Consider the following 14661-nt stretch of genomic DNA (forward strand, 5'->3'; position numbering starts at 1 on the left):
GGTTCGGTTACTTGGTCGGGTTCGAGGCCATCCAGTCACTCATCTTGTCGGCCGCCACCGCCTTGTAGAGGGCGAGCGCCTTGTCCCGGTCGGACACCACCACCGACTGGCCGGAGATGGTCTCGCTGCCCTTGTTGGGGCTGGTGATGAAGGTGAGGTTGTTGCCCCGGAGGTCGCGGAACTGGGTCGCGGCGTCGGTGAGCGAGAAGTCGTTGTCGACCGTGACGGCCGCGGTGATCGCCTTGAGGAAGTCGTTGAGCTTGCCCGGGTTGGTGATCGTGCCGCTGGTCGTGGCCTTCTCCATCAGGGCCTTCAGGAACTCCTGCTGGTGCCGCTGGCGGTCGAAGTCACCACGGGGGAACTGGTAGCGCTGACGCACCCAGTCCAGCGCCTGCTCGCCGTTCATGTGCATCATGCCCTTGGTGAACACCCGGTGCGGCTTGTGGATCGACGTGATGGTCTTGTCCACCTTGAGGTCGACGCCGCCGAGCGCGTCGGTGACCTCCTTGAAGCCGCCGAAGTCGATCGCCATGACGTGATCGATCTTCACGTCGGTGAGGCACTCGACGGTGTGCACCGCCCGGGGCAGGCCACCGAACGCGAACGAGGCGTTGATCTTGGCGCGGCTGCCGTCGCTGCACGCGGCGCCGTTGCTCTTGGGCACGACCACCCACAGGTCCCGGGGGATCGAGATGAGCTGGGCCGACTTATGGTCGGCCGGGACGTGCATGAGGATCAGCGTGTCGGCGCGCCAGGCGTTCGCCGTGTCCTCCTTGGCGTCCGGATCACGCGAGTCGCTGCCGACCAGCAGGATGTTCTGCGCGCCCTCGACGGACTTGCCCGGCCGGTCGCCGGTGATCCCGTTGAACGCGTCGGTGCGCTTGAGGTCGCCGTCGAGGTTGGCCGCGTATCCGTACAGCGAGATGCCGACGATGGTCGCGATGATCAGAACCGCGAGGCCGGCCAGCAGCGCGATGCGGCCCCACTTGGGCCGAAGCTTCTTCTTGCCGCTGTAGGGGTTGCCGCGGGGCGGGATTTGCTGAGAGCCACCGGGAACGGCAGCTCTTCCGGTGGTCGTCGACATGGTCCCAAGGTTACGTACCGCGCGCCGGTTCGCCCGTTGATCGACACTCCAACGGCACAAAGGGGGGAGTCACCCAGTGACTCCCCCCTTCTTCAAGAACGTCAGTGCGCTCCGTGCCCGGTCAGGGACCGGACCTCGAGCTCGGCGTACTTGTCGGTGTCGTCCTCCTTCGAGATCACCGTGCCGATCCAGCCGCACAGGAACCCGATCGGGATCGAGATGATGCCCGGGTTGTTCAGCGGGAACCAGTGCCAGTCGTCGTGCGGGAACATGGCCGTCGGCGTGCCGGAGACCACCGGCGAGAAGAAGACCAGCACCACGGCGCTGATCAGGCCGCCGTAGATCGCCCACAGCGCCCCGGAGGTGTTGAACTTCTTCCAGAACAGGCTGTAGAGGATCGCCGGCAGGTTGCCGGACGCCGCTACCGCGAACGCCAGCGCCACCAGGAACGCCACGTTCAGGCTCTGCGCGAAGATCGACAGCAGGATCGCGACCGCGCCGATGACCAGGGCGGAGATTCGGGCGACCCGGACCTCGTCCCGCTCGGAAGCGGCACCCCGCTTGATCACACTGGCGTAGAAGTCGTGCGCCACGCTCGACGACGACGCCAGCGTGAGGCCGGCCACCACCGCGAGGATCGTGGCGAACGCGACCGCCGCGATGATCGCCAGCAGGATCGAGCCGCCGGTGTTGCCACCCAGGTAGTCGATGCCGAGCGCCTGGGCCAGCTGCGGCGCGGCGGTGTTGCCGGCCTTGTCCTGCGCGGTGATGTTCTTGCCGCCCACCAGAGCCGCCGCGCCGAAGCCGAGGGCCAGGGTGAACAGGTAGAACGTGCCGATGATGCCGATCGCCCAGAGCACGCTCTTACGGGCGATCCGGCTGGTCGGCACCGTGTAGAAGCGGGTCAGGATGTGCGGCAGACCGGCCGTGCCGAGCACCAGCGCGATGCCCAGCGAGATCAGGTCCATCTTGCTGTAGAAGGTCTTGGTCGCGTCGCCGGCCGTCTCCACGCCGTATCTCAGGCCTGGTTCGAGGAAGGCGGCTCCCTTGCCGGACTGTTCGGCGGCGTCACCGAGCAGGGCGGACAGGTTGAACTTGTAGTGCGCCAGCACCAGGATGACCATCACGAAGGCGCCGATCATCAGCATGAACGCCTTCACGATCTGCACGTACGTGGTGCCCTTCATGCCACCGACGACCACGTAGACGATCATCAGGGCGCCGACCAGGATGATCGTGGCGACCTTGGCGGTGTCGGCGTCCATGCCCAGGAACGTCTGGCCGGGCTTGATGCCGAGCAGCAGCGAGACCAGTGCGCCCGCGCCGACCATCTGGGCGATCAGGTAGAAGATCGACACCACGATGGTGGAGACGCTGGCCGCGGTGCGTACCGGGCGCTGGCGCATCCGGAAGGCCAGCACGTCGGCCATCGTGTAGCGGCCCGAGTTCCGCAGGAACTCGGCGACCAGCAGCAACGCCACCAGCCAGGCCACCAGGAAGCCGATCGAGTAGAGGAAGCCGTCGTAGCCGTACAGCGCGATCAGGCCGGCGATGCCCAGGAAGGACGCCGCCGACATGTAGTCGCCGCCGATCGCCATGCCGTTCTGGAAGCCGGTGAACTGCCGGCCGCCGGCGTAGAAGTCGGTGGCGGTCTTGGTCTGCCGGCTGGCCCAGATGGTGATCGCCAGGGTGATCGCCACGAAGATCAGGAACAGCGTGATGGTGAGTCCGCGGGAGCCGGAGGCGGTGGCCTCGGCAGCCAGGAGAGAGGTGTGGCTCTGCATCACTCGGCGCTCCCGGTGCCGGACTCGGCGTCTTCGCGGGCCAACCTGGCCTTGATCTCATCGGCGATCGGGTCGAGCTCGCGGTTGGCGTAGCGCGAGTAGTACCAGGCGATCAGGAACGTCGAAACGAACTGCAACAGGCCGAAGACCAGGGCAATGTTGATGTTGCCGACGATCTTCACGCTCATGAAACCGCGGGCGTATGCGGAGAGCAGGACGTACAGCAGGTACCAGAGGAAGAACGCGACGGTCATCGGGAAGATGAAGTTGCGCAGCTTGCGCCGCAGGCGCTGGAATTCCTCGGACTGCTGAACGGCCCGGTATCTCTCGGTGGAAGACGAGGCAGGAACTTCTGTCGTCACCGGGATTCACCACCTTCGTGGGGGCGGACTTTTCCGGGAACGTACGAAGACCTGCGGCATCACGGCAGAGCCCGGTCGGACCCTGCGCCGAGTGGTGGTCTGACTGCGCCGAGTGGGCACTCAGCCCAGCTCGCGGTACCGCCCCCGGTAGTGGATCAGCGGCGCGGTCGGCGCATCGGCGGAGATCGTTTCGATCACCCCCTCGACCAGCAGCGCCCACCCGCAGGGCCGGCTGCTGACCAGGCGACAACCGGCCCACAGCCCGGCGCGCACCGGCCCGTAGTCGGTCTGTTGCCAGGTCTGGCCGACGAAGAGCCCACCCGGCGAGGGCATCAGGCCGGCAAATCGGTCAGCCAGCTGCCGATCGGCCGGCGCGAGAGGCGCTACCGCGAATTTTCCGGACATTTCGACGGCATCCCAGAGCTCGCTCTCCTCGTCGATCAGCCCGAGAACGCGCCCCGGGTCGCCGTCCGCAACGAGCATCGACGACACGGTGAGTCCGGCCGGCCCCGGCGCCGTCCACAGCGTGACCGGCGAGGCGAGCCGCCCACGCAGCCGCCGAACCGCCGACTTCTCCTCCTCCGGCGTGGCGAAGGGGTCGCTCATATGAATCCGGCCGCCCGGCCCGTCACTGGTCACCAGGCCATTCTGGTACGGCCACTTTCGGTTACAACTTTTTACACTCTTTGTGTAACCTAATCCCCTCCATGCACACGTACGTACAGGCCAACATGGGGAGTCACCGGGATGACTGAGGCGTTGCCGCAGCCGGGCGACGTCCTTTACGTAGGCGGTGCCGCCAGCGTCCAGTTCCAGGGCGAACGCTCCCTGACCTTCCGCGTGATCCGGGTAGACCCCCGCATCACCTACGACGGCTGGCTGTGGATAGACGGCTACGTCCTGGGCCCATCCGGCGACGCGATAGAGCGAAGAGTCATCTTCGTCCGCCGAGAAGGCTTGAGAAAACGCCCATAAAGGTACGGGCATCCCAGCCCTCAACCGCAGGAACACCGTCCCGCCCAGGGGACAAGCCTCCTGCAACACCGGACCGTCCCCCGCCATCCGGCCACGCGGCCCCCTGTGGATAACCGAACCCAGGATTTAGCGAGTGATGCAAGGATGCTTCCGTGGCGAGCGTTCTGGACCGCGAGATGTACTCGGAAGCGATGGCAGCAAGGCTGCTGGCGGTTCCGCAGTCGACGCTGCACTACTGGCTTGAGGGCGGCACTCGTCGTGGCGTGGCCTACAAGCCGATCATCCGGCCGGAACCGCGGGGCCAGCGTGTCGTTACGTGGGCCGAGTTTGTCGAAGCTGGTTGGCTCAGCGAATATCGCAACCGCAACGTACCCATGGCGGAACTCCGCAAGTTCATCGACGAGCTTCGCGAGCAATTCGGCGTGCCCTACCCGCTCGCCGACCGGCGCCCGCTCGTCTCGGGTCGCAGTCTCGTCTACGACGCACAGACCTCCGCCCAACTCGGCGCTGAGTTCTATCTCGTCTCCGTGATCAACGGTCAAGCCATGCTGACTCTGCCCGGCGAGGCGTTCATCCAGCGCGTCGAGTGGGATGGTGACGTGGCAGTCGCTTACCGGCCCGACCCCAACCCGCGGTCCCCGGTGCGGATCGATCCGGATGTCAGATTCGGCAAGCCGGCGATCAAGGGCATCAGCACCGAGGTGATCTGGGAGCACGACGACGCAGGCGAAGACGTCGAGTCGATCGCTGATGACTACCGGCTCGAGGTCGCCGACGTGCGCTGGGCACTGTCGTACGAGAACGCGCAGCGAGCCGCGGCGTGAGTCGGGTCAAGCCGGCCGAGGTCACCTATTACCTGGACGCTGACGTTCTCGGCCTCGCGCACCTTCTCGCGACTCTTCGCGCGGACCTGACCTATCCCGGCGATCCCGGACGATTGATCCACAAGCGTGAGCGGCCGCCATGTCCAATCGCGTCACCGCACGCCAAAGACACCGAGTGGATCCCGGTCGTTGCCCGGAACCGGTGGCTGATCATCTCCCGAGACCGGCATATCCAAGAGAACCGCCGCGAGATCGTCGCTGTACGTGACAACGGCGCGCGCATGGTCGCGCTGTCCGGCCGGGATGCCCGAGGAACGTTCGAACAGCTCGAAATCGTCATGTCGCAGTGGCGGTCATTCACCGATCTACTGACGAAGCCGGGCCCGTTCATCTACACCGCCACCAGGACAAGCCTCAAAGCCGTCAGCCTCGATTAGTCCGGCATAAGGAGGACACGTGCTCCGAAAGATCGACTGCGTAATGCTCCGAGTGCCAGACCTGAACGCCGGCGTGGCCTTCTATGTCGACTCGATGGGCCTGCAGGAGCTGTGGCGAGACGAGACCTCGGTGGGCCTGGGCTTCCCGGAGACAGACGCCGAGTTGGTCCTGCACACCCTGCACCTCCCACCCGACTGCCCCGTCCACTACCTGGTGGACGACGCCCGAGAGGCCGCAGCCACCTGGCCAGGCAGAGTCCGAACCCCGCCGTTCGAGATAGAGGTGGGTTGGTGCGCCATCCTCGAGGACCCTTTCACCAACCCCATAGCCATCCTCGACCTGACCAAGGGCAGTCGCCCGGGCCAAGTCGACGTCAGCGGTTTGGGGTGATGGCGGTCAGGAGCTCGGGCATTCGTTTGTCTAGCTGGGTGGCGGCCACGTTGGAGCCGATCAAGTAGGCGGCTGTGCCGTAGGCGATGCCTACCGGGAGGCCTATCCACAGCCAGATCGGGGCTATGAACAGGGATATCACCTGCAGCGGGAGGCTGATCAGCACGCCGGCCAGCAGGACGCCCAGGGCCAGGAAACCCTTGGTGGCGCCGCCGCCCGAGGACATCGCGAACGGGTTCGGGGTGTCGGGTAGGGCGTACGCGGCTCGGATGGAAAGCGGGAGAACCAGGCCCAGGCCTACGCCGTAGGCCGCCAGCAGCAGGCCCAGCGTGCCGGGCAGCCGGGCCGGGTTGCCGGACAGCAGCGTGATCAGCACGGCCGTCGCCAGCAGCATCGGGATCGTGTAGATCGCGTGGGCCAGCGCGCGGGAGTTGATCTCCAGCCGGCCGGGGACGCCGGTGGTGATGTTGGCGGCGTAGGCCGTGCCGTCGAAGCCGAACTGGTTGGCCAGGGCCAGGGCAGCCAGGACTCCGACGAAGATGGTCATGCCGCCCGGCGCGCTTGCGCTCACGGCCAGGGAGATCGGCAGGAACAGGGCCGCCACCGAGAAGGTGATCAGGTTGGCCCGGCGTTTGGCGTCGCGCCACCAGTAACGGATCTCGCGGGACACCAGGGCGCCGAAGCGGGTGCGTGGGGCCCGGCGGAACAGCAGCAGGTCGACCGGGGAACGGGTGCTGGTCGAGGTGCGGCGGCTGCTGGCGCCGGCGATGCCGACCATCGCGCTCTCCACCGTCCGGCTCCACCACCACAGCAGGGCGGCGATTGCCGCCAGGCTGATCAGCAGCTTCAGCGGGACCTGCCAGGCCCGGCCGGCGGCCACATCAAGACCGAGGGAGTACGGCGCTCCCAGTGGCGTCCAGGCGACCACTCGGGACACCGCCGCGACCGTGTCCCAGTCGGCGCGCTGGGCTCCGGCCAGAGCCGCCAGCTGCAGGGGACCGATCGCGGCGGCCAGCAGGGCCAGTGAGATCGCGGCCAGGTCGCGGGACCGGCGCGAGCGCAACGCGGTGGCGAATGCGCTGGTCACCGCGCGGCTCACGGCCACGCACAGGAGCAGGCCGAGCAGGATGCCGACGGCCTGCGCGGCCGCCGCGGCGGGGCCGCCCAGCCGGGCCACGGTGTCGACCATGCCGGCGCTGGCGGCCAGGGTGGCCAGCGCCGGGAGGCCGGCCAGGGCCGCGGCGAACAGGCCGGTGATCAGGGTGCGGCGGGGCAGCGGGAGCAGGGCGAAGCGGGCCGGGTCGAGGGACTCGTCCACGCCGAAGAAGACCAGCGGGAGGAACAGCCAGCCCAGGATCAGGGTGGCGCCGCCCAGCGGAAGTGCGGACTCGGCGGCGAAGAGGCTGTCGAGCACGCCGGGAATGGCGAACGACGAGTAGCCGGCGATCGCGAAGAAACCGGCGAACACCACACCCAGCACGAACAGGGCGATCCGAGTGGAACGGCCGCGCAGGCCGTTGGCGGTCAGGCGCAGCTTGAGGCGTACGAACGGCCACGCGCCGACCTTCCCGGTCACAGCCACGCCAGCTCGGAACCGGTGGCCACCCGGCCGCCGACCACCTGGACGAACACCTCCTCCAGCGACTTGTCGCCGCGCACCTCGGCCAGGGTGCCGTGCAGGCGCAGGACGCCGGACGACATGATCGCGACGTGGTCGCAGAGGCGTTCGACGATCTCCATCACGTGGCTGGAGAAGACCACCGTGCCGCCGCCGGCCACGTACCGCTGGAGGATGTCGCGGATCAGGGCGGCCGACACCGGGTCGACCGCCTCGAACGGCTCGTCCAGGACCAGCAGCCGCGGGGCGTGCAGCAGGGCGCAGGCCAGGCCGATCTTCTTCTTCATGCCGGCCGAGTAGTCGACCACCAGGGTGCGGTTGCCGGCCCCGAGCTCGAGGACTTCGAGCAGCTCACGAGCCCGCTGGTCGACGGTGGCGGCGTCCATGCCGCGCAGCAGACCGTGGTAGGCGAGCAGCTCCGGACCGGTGAGCCGGTCGAAAAGGCGTACGCCGTCGGGCAGCACGCCGAGCCGGGATTTCGCCGCCACCGGGTCGGTCCAAACGTCGTACCCCAGCAGGAAAGCCCGGCCCTCATCCGGGCGCAGGAGGCCGACGGCCATGGACAGCGTGGTGGTTTTGCCGGCCCCGTTGGGGCCGAGTAGGCCGTAGAAGGACCCGGCGGGGACTTCGAGGCTGACCCCGGCGACGGCGAGCTTGGTCTCGAACCGCTTGACCAGGCCGCGCAGCGACATGGCCGCGACCTGGTCATCCGCGCGTTGCCTCGGCACCGTCATGAGCCGAAGGTAGCGGTACGCGGCCAGCCCGGACTACCCCACTCGTTCGATGACGGCCCGCCGGATAAGGAACTTGCCGGGCTCGCGGACCTGCTCGAATGCGGCGTTGTTGAGCAGGACGCAACTGCCGGACGGGGTCGCGACCTTGACCGTGATGCTCTTGTTGTTGTCCAGGTTGGTGACCTTGAGCGTGGTGCCGATCGGGAAGGTGCCGCTGGACGCGAAGGGCGCGCCGGCCTCACCGGACAGCGTGACGGTCGAGCCCTTGCAGACGACCTCGCCGGCAGCGTTTCCGGCAGCCGGTGGCGCGGCCGGCGCGGTTGTTGCCGCCGTCGGGGGCTTGGTCGTCGGCCGCTTGGTGGGCTTTTTAGTAGCGGGCGCCGCGGCACCGGGCACCTCGGCCGCCACATTCGCGGTACAGCCGGCCACCGCCCGACGCTGGTTGATCAGGTCGACCACCGCTTGGCGGTTGGCGATCCGGGCATCGGAGAGCGCGTCGGGCGCGGACCGCTGCCCGGCGATGAACTGCAGGTTCTGCCGAAGCGCCTGGTCGAGCCCGACACAGTTCTCCCCGGCACTGCTCACTCCGGTGCTGATCGCGAACGCCCCACCGGCGATCGCCACGGCGATTCCGCCGATCATCAGCTTCCGGGTACGTCCGCTCATCTGCCCGCTGCGCCGGTAACGCTTCATCAACCCGCTCCTCGTTTCGGTGGCTGCCGTGAACTACGGAGCTACCTCGACCGGGGGATGGGGGTCGTACCTTAAACATCCTTAAATGCGGAGCGACTCGGGCGCGTGCAGCCGGAGCATCGTCGCGCCGACGTCGGCCGGCACTCGTCGGCTGGTCAGCAGCGATCCGATGATCATGACGAGGAACGCGAGCGGCACGGTCCACGCCGCCGGTTGGCCGATCAGTTGGGCCGGCCATCCGCTCAGCGGCGGCCCGAGCACGGTGATCAGCACGGCCGCGACCGCCGAACCGCCGCCGACCAGCAGGCCGGCCGCCGCGCCGTAGTCGGTCAGCCCACGCCACCAGATGCCCAGCACGAGCAGCGGACAGAAACTAGAGGCGGCGACCGCAAAGGCCAACCCCACCACCCGGGAAACATCCATATTAGAGACATAGAGCGACAAAGCGATGGGTACGGACGCCGCCAGCACCGTCGCCACCCGGAAATCCCGCACCGATCCGGTACGCCCGGCGTGCAGCACATCGGTGAAGACCACCCCGGCCACGCTGGTGAGCAGCCCCGATGAGGTGGACAGGAACGCGGCCAGCGCACCCGCCGTGACCAGCGCCCCGAGCAGTTTTCCGGCATGCCCGCCGCCCAGCGCAGCCTCCGGCAGGGTCAGCACGACGGCATCGGTGTGCCCGGTCATCAGCAGTTGCGGCGTGTAGATCCGCCCGAGCACCCCGTACAGCGTCGGCAGCAGATAGAACAGCCCGACCAGCGCGAGCACCACCAGCGTCGTGCGCCGGGCCGAGGCCCCGTCGGGATTGGTGTAGAACCGCACGAGCACATGCGGCAGCCCCATCGTGCCGAGGAACGTCGCCAATATCAGCGAATAGGTGGCGAAGAGCGTCATGTCGCCGCCGGGCAGCAGCCAGTCCGCCCCGAAGGTCGCGTCGACCGTGCTCACCCGCGGCACCGGATCGCCGGCGTCGAAGTGCAGCTCGTCTCCCTTGTGGACCTCGCGGCCGTCGATCACCGCGTCCTGCTCGATCACCACCGCCGTCGCGACCGGAAAGGTGGCCCCGGCCGGCGGGGTGACCGGCGGGCGGCCATCCGACTGCCACTGCAGGGCCAGGAAGATCACCGGTACGGCTAGCGCGGTCAACTTCAACCAGTACTGAAACGCCTGCACGAAGGTGATCGCCCGCATCCCGCCGAGCGCCACGTTCGCGGTCACCACCGCCCCCACCAGCAGCGCACCCCAGGCGTACGAGCCGCCGGTCACCGTGGTGAAGGTCAGCCCCGCCCCCTGCAGTTGCGGCACCAGGTAGAGGCAGCCGATGAACAGCACGAACACGCTGGCCAGCCGCCGCAACAGCCGGGACCGCAACCGCACCTGGCAGAAGTCGGGCAGGGTGAAGGCCCCCGACCGGCGCAGCGGTGCCGCCACGAACAGCAGCAACGCGAGATAGCCGGCCGCGAACCCGACCGGGTACCAGAGCACGTCCACCCCGTACCGCAGCACCAGCCCGGCCACCCCGAGGAACGACGCGGCCGACAGGTATTCACCGCTGATCGCGGCCGCGTTCCAGGACGGGCTCACCGAACGGGAGGCGACCAGGAAGTCCGAGGTGGTGCGGGCGAACCGCAGCCCGTACGCGCCGATGCCGACGGTCACCAGGACCACCGCGATCAAACCCGGGACGAGGTACGGGTTCACTGCTCGGGCTTCCGGATCAGCGCGATGAAGTCCTGCTCGTTGCGTTCCGCCCAGCGCACGTAGGCCCACCCGACCCCGACCAGGAACGGGAACGACAGCACCCCGAGCAGCATCCACGGCAGGTTGATCCCGAGCACCTTCATCGACCCGACCCCGGGCGCGGCCACGAACAGCAGTGGCAGCGCGCCCAGCCCGGTCACCACCACCAGCGCTAGTCGCAGGGCCAGCGCGAGCTGGGCCCGGACCAGGCCTTTCACCAGCGCCTCACCCACCGGGGTCTGCTCCGCGAGGTCGGCGTGGGTGCGGTCGGTGGGGCGGCGCCGGGCGGCGACCTCCCCGAGCACCACCCGGGTACGCCGTTGCGCCTGGTCGCCGTCCATGACCGGAGTCTCGCGATCCTGACTCCGATGTCAAGCACAACTCCAGTTCGAACCGGATAGATCGCGGGCAATGATCTTGCGAGCCTGCTCGCGGCCGAGGTTCCAGCCCCGCCAGTCGTCCGGGCTGTCCCGCAGCGCCAGGTCGAGGTGGCCGAGCACGCAGCCGCGCCGGGCCGGGTCGAGACCGGCCAGCCCCGGCACCGCGTCCGGCGACAGCTCGCCCAGGTAGACGAGGTCGAGGTTGTGGTCCTGGCGGATGTTGTGCTCGGCGATCAGCCGGTCCGGGTTGGCGGCGGCCAGGCCGAGCAGGGCGAGAACCCCGGCCGCGATCGCCACCCGGGGCAGCCAGGGCGCCCGGATCCGCAGACCGGCCCCGAGCACGAGCAGCAGAACCAGCCCGAACCAGGCCTCGCAGCAGGCGACCAGCAGCCGCAGCCGAGTGAGGCCGTACGTGTCGGCGTACAGGTTCATCCGATGTAGCGCCGAACCGACGATGATCAGGGTGAGCCCGGCCAGGGTGCCCAGCACGATCCGCAGCAGGAGCCGGTCGGCCGGCTTCTCCCGGGGTGCCCAGCGGGCCGCCCCGGCCAGCACCACCAGGGTGAGGCCGGTGACGAAGGAGAGCTGCCAGAAGCCGCCCCGGGCGTACTGGGCGTAGGTGAGCCCGTCGGTCTCCAGCACGTGCCGATTGCCGCCGAACAGGACCGCGAGCTGCACCGCGACAAAACCGGCGAAGAGCAGAACCAGCAGACCGAGGGGTACGGCCCACTCGAACCGGGCGACCTTGCGACCCTCGGTGCCGTCGAGGCTGGTCAGGTCGGGCGGCGCGGCCCGCAGGAAGGCGGCCCCGCCGAGCGCGAGTCCGGCCACCACGAAGACGAAGATCCAGCGGACCACGGTGGGCGCGCTGACCGCCGGGGCAAGGTGCGAGATCGCGTCCGAGAACGCGGCATCGGCCGAGGCGAACAGCGCCCCGAACACGACGAGCAGCGCGACCGAGACGGCGATGGTGGCCGCGACCCGGACGTTGGCGGCCGCCTCGGCCCGCCCGCGCAGCCGGGCCGCGCCGCCGCCCAGCCACCGCACCGACCGGAAAGCGGCGAGCGACGGCATCGTGTAGCCGGCCGCGATGGCCCGCATCGAGCCGCCGCCGGCCAGCGCGAGCGCGCCGGTCAGGGTGGCGACAACCAGGCACAGCGCGAACAGCCAGCCGGCCGACCGGAACGTGCCGACGGCGAGCAGGGCCACGGTCGCGGCGGCCCAGCCGTAGCGGTCCGGGCGAAGCCTGGGCCCGGGCCGCTTGACCAGCGGTTCCGGGGTGTTCGGCAGCGGCCGGGCCGGGACCGTGGTGCTCACGATCAGCGCCACGGTCCCGGCGACGGCGGTGACCAGCCAGCCGACGCCGGCCCGGTCGAGCGGCAGGCTGATCGCCGCGATGACGGCGGCCGCGACGACGGCGGCGAGGGTGGCGGCGCCGGCCGGTCGCCCGGCCCCGGGCCACTGCCGAGCCCACGGCGAGATGGACTGCCAAGGGCCCTGCACCGCGCTGCGCGGCCAGCCCGGCGGCGGTGGCGTGCGCGGAGGCGCGGCCAGGACACCGGCCTTCGCCGGACCGGCCGCGGCCGGAGTCGGAGCCTGGAACCAGGTCGGATCGGCGGGTCGCTTTTCCGGCGATCGAGGATTTTCGGGCACGGTGAAACCTCCGGTGGGCAGCATTGGATGGCCCGGGGAGTCCGGGCCGGTGCAAGAAGAGCTAGGTCAGGCGGCTTGCAGGGGAAGCGTCACGTGGATGTGGCAGCCGCCGCGGTCCGGTTCCGGGTCGACCACGGCGATGGTGCCGCGGTGCAGCTGGACGACCCAGCGGGCGATCGCCAGGCCCAACCCCGTACCGCCGCCGGTCGGTCGCTCGCCGCGGGTGAAGCGTTCGAAGACCCGGTCGCGTTCGCCCGCCGGGATGCCGGCGCCCTGGTCGGCCACCGCGATCAGCAGGTGGTCGTCGTGGCGTTCGGCCCGGACCAGCACCACCCCGCCGGGCGGGCTGTGCCGGACCGCGTTGTCGAGCAGATTGGCGAAAACTTGGTGCAGCCGCTCCCGGTCGCCCGGCACCACCACGTGCGGGGCGGCGATCTGGAAGCGGACGTCGCGGCCGGCGCCGGCCGCGTTGACCCGGGCTTCGGCGACCACGTCGTCGAGGAAGTCGGGCACGTTGATCGGGGCGCGGGCCAGCGCCACCACCCCGGCATCCACCCGGGAGAGGTCGAGCAGCTCGGTGACCAGGCGGCCGAGCCGTTCGGTCTGGGCCAGGGCGGTCTGCATCATCGCCGGTTCGGCCTCGGCCACGCCGTCGACGATGTTCTCCAGGAGTCCGTGCAGCGCGGTGATCGGCGTACGCAATTCGTGCGAGACGTTGGCGATCAGCTCGCGCCGCTGCCGGTCTGCCGCCGCCAGGTCGGCGGCCATCTGGTTGAACGCCTCGGCCAGCTGGCCGACCTCGTCGCGGGAGGAGGCCCGGACCCGCCAGCTGTAGTCGCCCTGGGCCATCCGCCGGGCCGCGGTGGTCATCTCGCGCAGCGGCGACGTCATGCCGTGGGCCAGGAACTGCAGCGTGGTCAGCGCGACGATGATCGCGGTGACCGAGGTCCAGAGCGGAAACCAGCCGAGCCAAAGCGAGAACCAGGTCATCCCGGCCGCCCCGGCGCCGATCAGGATCAACCCAATCTTGATCTTGATAGACCGGACCGGGTCGAGCGGCCGGGGCAGGCTCCTCATCGTTCGACCTCAAGGGCATAACCGACCCCATGCACGGTACGGATGAGATCCGAACCCAGCTTCCGGCGCAGCCCCTTGATGTGGCTGTCGACCGTGCGGGTGCCGGAGGCGTCGGCCCAGCCCCACACGTCGGCGAGCAGCCGCTCACGAGGCAGCACCGTGCGCGGATGCGCCGCCAGGTGCACCAGCAGGTCGAACTCGGTCGGGGTGAGGTGCGCCTCGACGCCGCTGCGCAGCACCCGCCGCTCGGCCTGGTTGATCTCCAGGTCGCCGAACCGCAGCGTCGGCGGCCCGACCGGCACCGGCACGCCCTTGGCGGCCCGGCGCAGCAGCGCGTGCACCCGGGCGGCCAGCTCGCGCATCGAGAATGGCTTGACCATGTAGTCGTCGGCGCCCACGGCCAGGCCCACCAGCAGGTCGGTCTCGTCGTCGCGGGCGGTGAGCATCAGGATCGGCACCGGCCGCTCGGCCTGGATGCGCCGGCACACCTCGAGGCCGTCGAAGCCGGGCAGCATCACGTCGAGCACGATCGCGTCGGGCGGGGTGCGCCGGGCCGCGGCCACCGCCCCCGGCCCGTCCCCGGCGACCTCAACGGTGAAGCCCTCGGCCCGCAGCCGCGCCGCGACAGCCTCGGCGATGGTCCGCTCGTCCTCCACGACGAGCACCCGCTTCTCCACCGATGCCACCTCTCCGCCCGCGATCCAACCGAGCCCGCCCGCGATCCAACCGAGCCCGCCCGCGATCTAACCGAGTATGCGCAAGCCCGGCCGGTCAGCCCCCCTGCCTGACCGGCCGAGCTTGCGAAGGGGAGCTTATTGATCACCCGTGCAGACCCGGCGCGGAGCTTGTGAACAAACTGTGGAGATGGGCTGCCTGTGGATAACTCTGTGGAGAACCCGGTGAAGC

The 14661-nt window shown here is 69.4% G+C and carries 16 protein-coding genes; 4 read left to right on the plus strand and 12 right to left on the minus strand.

Annotation, left to right across the window (positions count from 1 at the left end; genetic code table 11):
• Positions 1 to 7: 7 nt before the first annotated feature.
• From Ate02nite_RS38560 to Ate02nite_RS38575, 4 genes are all read right to left on the minus strand, one after another.
• The gene (locus Ate02nite_RS38560; RefSeq protein WP_203812860.1) at positions 8 to 1084 is read right to left on the minus strand and encodes an LCP family protein; all 1077 of its coding nucleotides are present in this window, start codon (positions 1082 to 1084) and stop codon (positions 8 to 10) included.
• A gap of 101 nt (positions 1085 to 1185) precedes the next feature.
• On the minus strand, positions 1186 to 2868 hold the full coding sequence (locus Ate02nite_RS38565; RefSeq protein WP_203813087.1) for a monocarboxylic acid transporter: 1683 nt from the start codon (positions 2866 to 2868) through the stop codon (positions 1186 to 1188).
• Complete coding sequence (locus Ate02nite_RS38570; RefSeq protein ID WP_203812861.1) at positions 2868 to 3230, minus strand: DUF485 domain-containing protein; 363 nt, start codon at positions 3228 to 3230, stop codon at positions 2868 to 2870. Before Ate02nite_RS38570 ends, Ate02nite_RS38565 begins: the two co-directional genes overlap by 1 nt.
• A gap of 120 nt (positions 3231 to 3350) precedes the next feature.
• Positions 3351 to 3836, minus strand: a complete 486-nt coding sequence (locus Ate02nite_RS38575) for a flavin reductase family protein (RefSeq protein ID WP_203813088.1) — start codon at positions 3834 to 3836, stop codon at positions 3351 to 3353.
• A gap of 141 nt (positions 3837 to 3977) precedes the next feature.
• On the opposite strand from Ate02nite_RS38575, the gene Ate02nite_RS38580 reads away from it, so the two are divergent.
• The 4 genes from Ate02nite_RS38580 to Ate02nite_RS38595 all read left to right on the plus strand — a co-directional run bounded on the left by Ate02nite_RS38580 (position 3978) and on the right by Ate02nite_RS38595 (position 5857).
• Positions 3978 to 4205 carry a hypothetical protein gene (locus Ate02nite_RS38580; protein WP_203812862.1) on the plus strand — a complete coding sequence of 76 codons (228 nt, stop codon included), beginning with the start codon at positions 3978 to 3980 and terminating at the stop codon, positions 4203 to 4205.
• Between the two features lie 152 nt (positions 4206 to 4357).
• On the plus strand, positions 4358 to 5029 hold the full coding sequence (locus Ate02nite_RS38585) for a DUF433 domain-containing protein (protein ID WP_203812863.1): 672 nt from the start codon (positions 4358 to 4360) through the stop codon (positions 5027 to 5029).
• Positions 5026 to 5466: a PIN-like domain-containing protein gene (locus Ate02nite_RS38590; RefSeq protein ID WP_203812864.1), complete on the plus strand. Its 441-nt coding sequence runs from the start codon at positions 5026 to 5028 to the stop codon at positions 5464 to 5466. The genes Ate02nite_RS38585 and Ate02nite_RS38590 overlap by 4 nt, the downstream gene beginning before the upstream one ends.
• Positions 5467 to 5485: 19 nt before the next feature.
• Positions 5486 to 5857 (plus strand): VOC family protein, encoded by a 372-nt coding sequence (locus Ate02nite_RS38595; RefSeq protein ID WP_203812865.1) that lies wholly within the window; start codon positions 5486 to 5488, stop codon positions 5855 to 5857.
• Here Ate02nite_RS38595 and Ate02nite_RS38600 read toward each other — a convergent pair.
• From Ate02nite_RS38600 to Ate02nite_RS38635, 8 genes are all read right to left on the minus strand, one after another.
• The gene (locus Ate02nite_RS38600) at positions 5841 to 7439 is read right to left on the minus strand and encodes an ABC transporter permease (protein ID WP_438871316.1); all 1599 of its coding nucleotides are present in this window, start codon (positions 7437 to 7439) and stop codon (positions 5841 to 5843) included. The genes Ate02nite_RS38595 and Ate02nite_RS38600 overlap by 17 nt on opposite strands.
• Positions 7430 to 8209 (minus strand): ABC transporter ATP-binding protein, encoded by a 780-nt coding sequence (locus tag Ate02nite_RS38605; protein WP_203812866.1) that lies wholly within the window; start codon positions 8207 to 8209, stop codon positions 7430 to 7432. Before Ate02nite_RS38605 ends, Ate02nite_RS38600 begins: the two co-directional genes overlap by 10 nt.
• 33 nt (positions 8210 to 8242) lie before the next feature.
• The gene (locus Ate02nite_RS38610; protein WP_239148017.1) at positions 8243 to 8902 is read right to left on the minus strand and encodes an SCO2207 family protein; all 660 of its coding nucleotides are present in this window, start codon (positions 8900 to 8902) and stop codon (positions 8243 to 8245) included.
• 81 nt (positions 8903 to 8983) lie between these two features.
• Complete coding sequence (locus Ate02nite_RS38615; RefSeq protein WP_203812867.1) at positions 8984 to 10606, minus strand: sodium/solute symporter; 1623 nt, start codon at positions 10604 to 10606, stop codon at positions 8984 to 8986.
• The gene (locus tag Ate02nite_RS38620) at positions 10603 to 10986 is read right to left on the minus strand and encodes a DUF485 domain-containing protein (RefSeq protein ID WP_203812868.1); all 384 of its coding nucleotides are present in this window, start codon (positions 10984 to 10986) and stop codon (positions 10603 to 10605) included. Before Ate02nite_RS38620 ends, Ate02nite_RS38615 begins: the two co-directional genes overlap by 4 nt.
• A gap of 30 nt (positions 10987 to 11016) precedes the next feature.
• Positions 11017 to 12678, minus strand: coding sequence for a DUF4153 domain-containing protein (locus tag Ate02nite_RS38625; RefSeq protein WP_239148018.1), 1662 nt, complete (start codon positions 12676 to 12678; stop codon positions 11017 to 11019).
• A gap of 66 nt (positions 12679 to 12744) precedes the next feature.
• Positions 12745 to 13755 carry a HAMP domain-containing sensor histidine kinase gene (locus tag Ate02nite_RS38630; RefSeq protein WP_203812870.1) on the minus strand — a complete coding sequence of 337 codons (1011 nt, stop codon included), beginning with the start codon at positions 13753 to 13755 and terminating at the stop codon, positions 12745 to 12747.
• A complete protein-coding gene (locus Ate02nite_RS38635; RefSeq protein WP_275422990.1) occupies positions 13752 to 14432 on the minus strand; it encodes a response regulator transcription factor in 681 nt (226 codons plus the stop codon). Before Ate02nite_RS38635 ends, Ate02nite_RS38630 begins: the two co-directional genes overlap by 4 nt.
• Positions 14433 to 14661 lie beyond the last annotated feature (229 nt).

Source organism: Paractinoplanes tereljensis (assembly GCF_016862435.1).
Taxonomy (GTDB): domain Bacteria; phylum Actinomycetota; class Actinomycetes; order Mycobacteriales; family Micromonosporaceae; genus Actinoplanes; species Actinoplanes tereljensis.

Excerpts from the sequence above, each read along its gene's own strand:
- Ate02nite_RS38620 (WP_203812868.1), bottom strand. The coding sequence starts at position 10,986 with ATGGACGGCGACCAGGCGCAACGGCGTACCCGGGTGGTGCTCGGGGAG.
- Ate02nite_RS38575 (WP_203813088.1), bottom strand. The coding sequence starts at position 3,836 with ATGAGCGACCCCTTCGCCACGCCGGAGGAGGAGAAGTCGGCGGTTCGG.
- Ate02nite_RS38560 (WP_203812860.1), bottom strand. The coding sequence starts at position 1,084 with ATGTCGACGACCACCGGAAGAGCTGCCGTTCCCGGTGGCTCTCAGCAA.
- Ate02nite_RS38610 (WP_239148017.1), bottom strand. The coding sequence starts at position 8,902 with ATGAAGCGTTACCGGCGCAGCGGGCAGATGAGCGGACGTACCCGGAAG.
- Ate02nite_RS38580 (WP_203812862.1), top strand. The coding sequence starts at position 3,978 with ATGACTGAGGCGTTGCCGCAGCCGGGCGACGTCCTTTACGTAGGCGGT.
- Ate02nite_RS38605 (WP_203812866.1), bottom strand. The coding sequence starts at position 8,209 with ATGACGGTGCCGAGGCAACGCGCGGATGACCAGGTCGCGGCCATGTCG.
- Ate02nite_RS38565 (WP_203813087.1), bottom strand. The coding sequence starts at position 2,868 with ATGCAGAGCCACACCTCTCTCCTGGCTGCCGAGGCCACCGCCTCCGGC.
- Ate02nite_RS38630 (WP_203812870.1), bottom strand. The coding sequence starts at position 13,755 with ATGAGGAGCCTGCCCCGGCCGCTCGACCCGGTCCGGTCTATCAAGATC.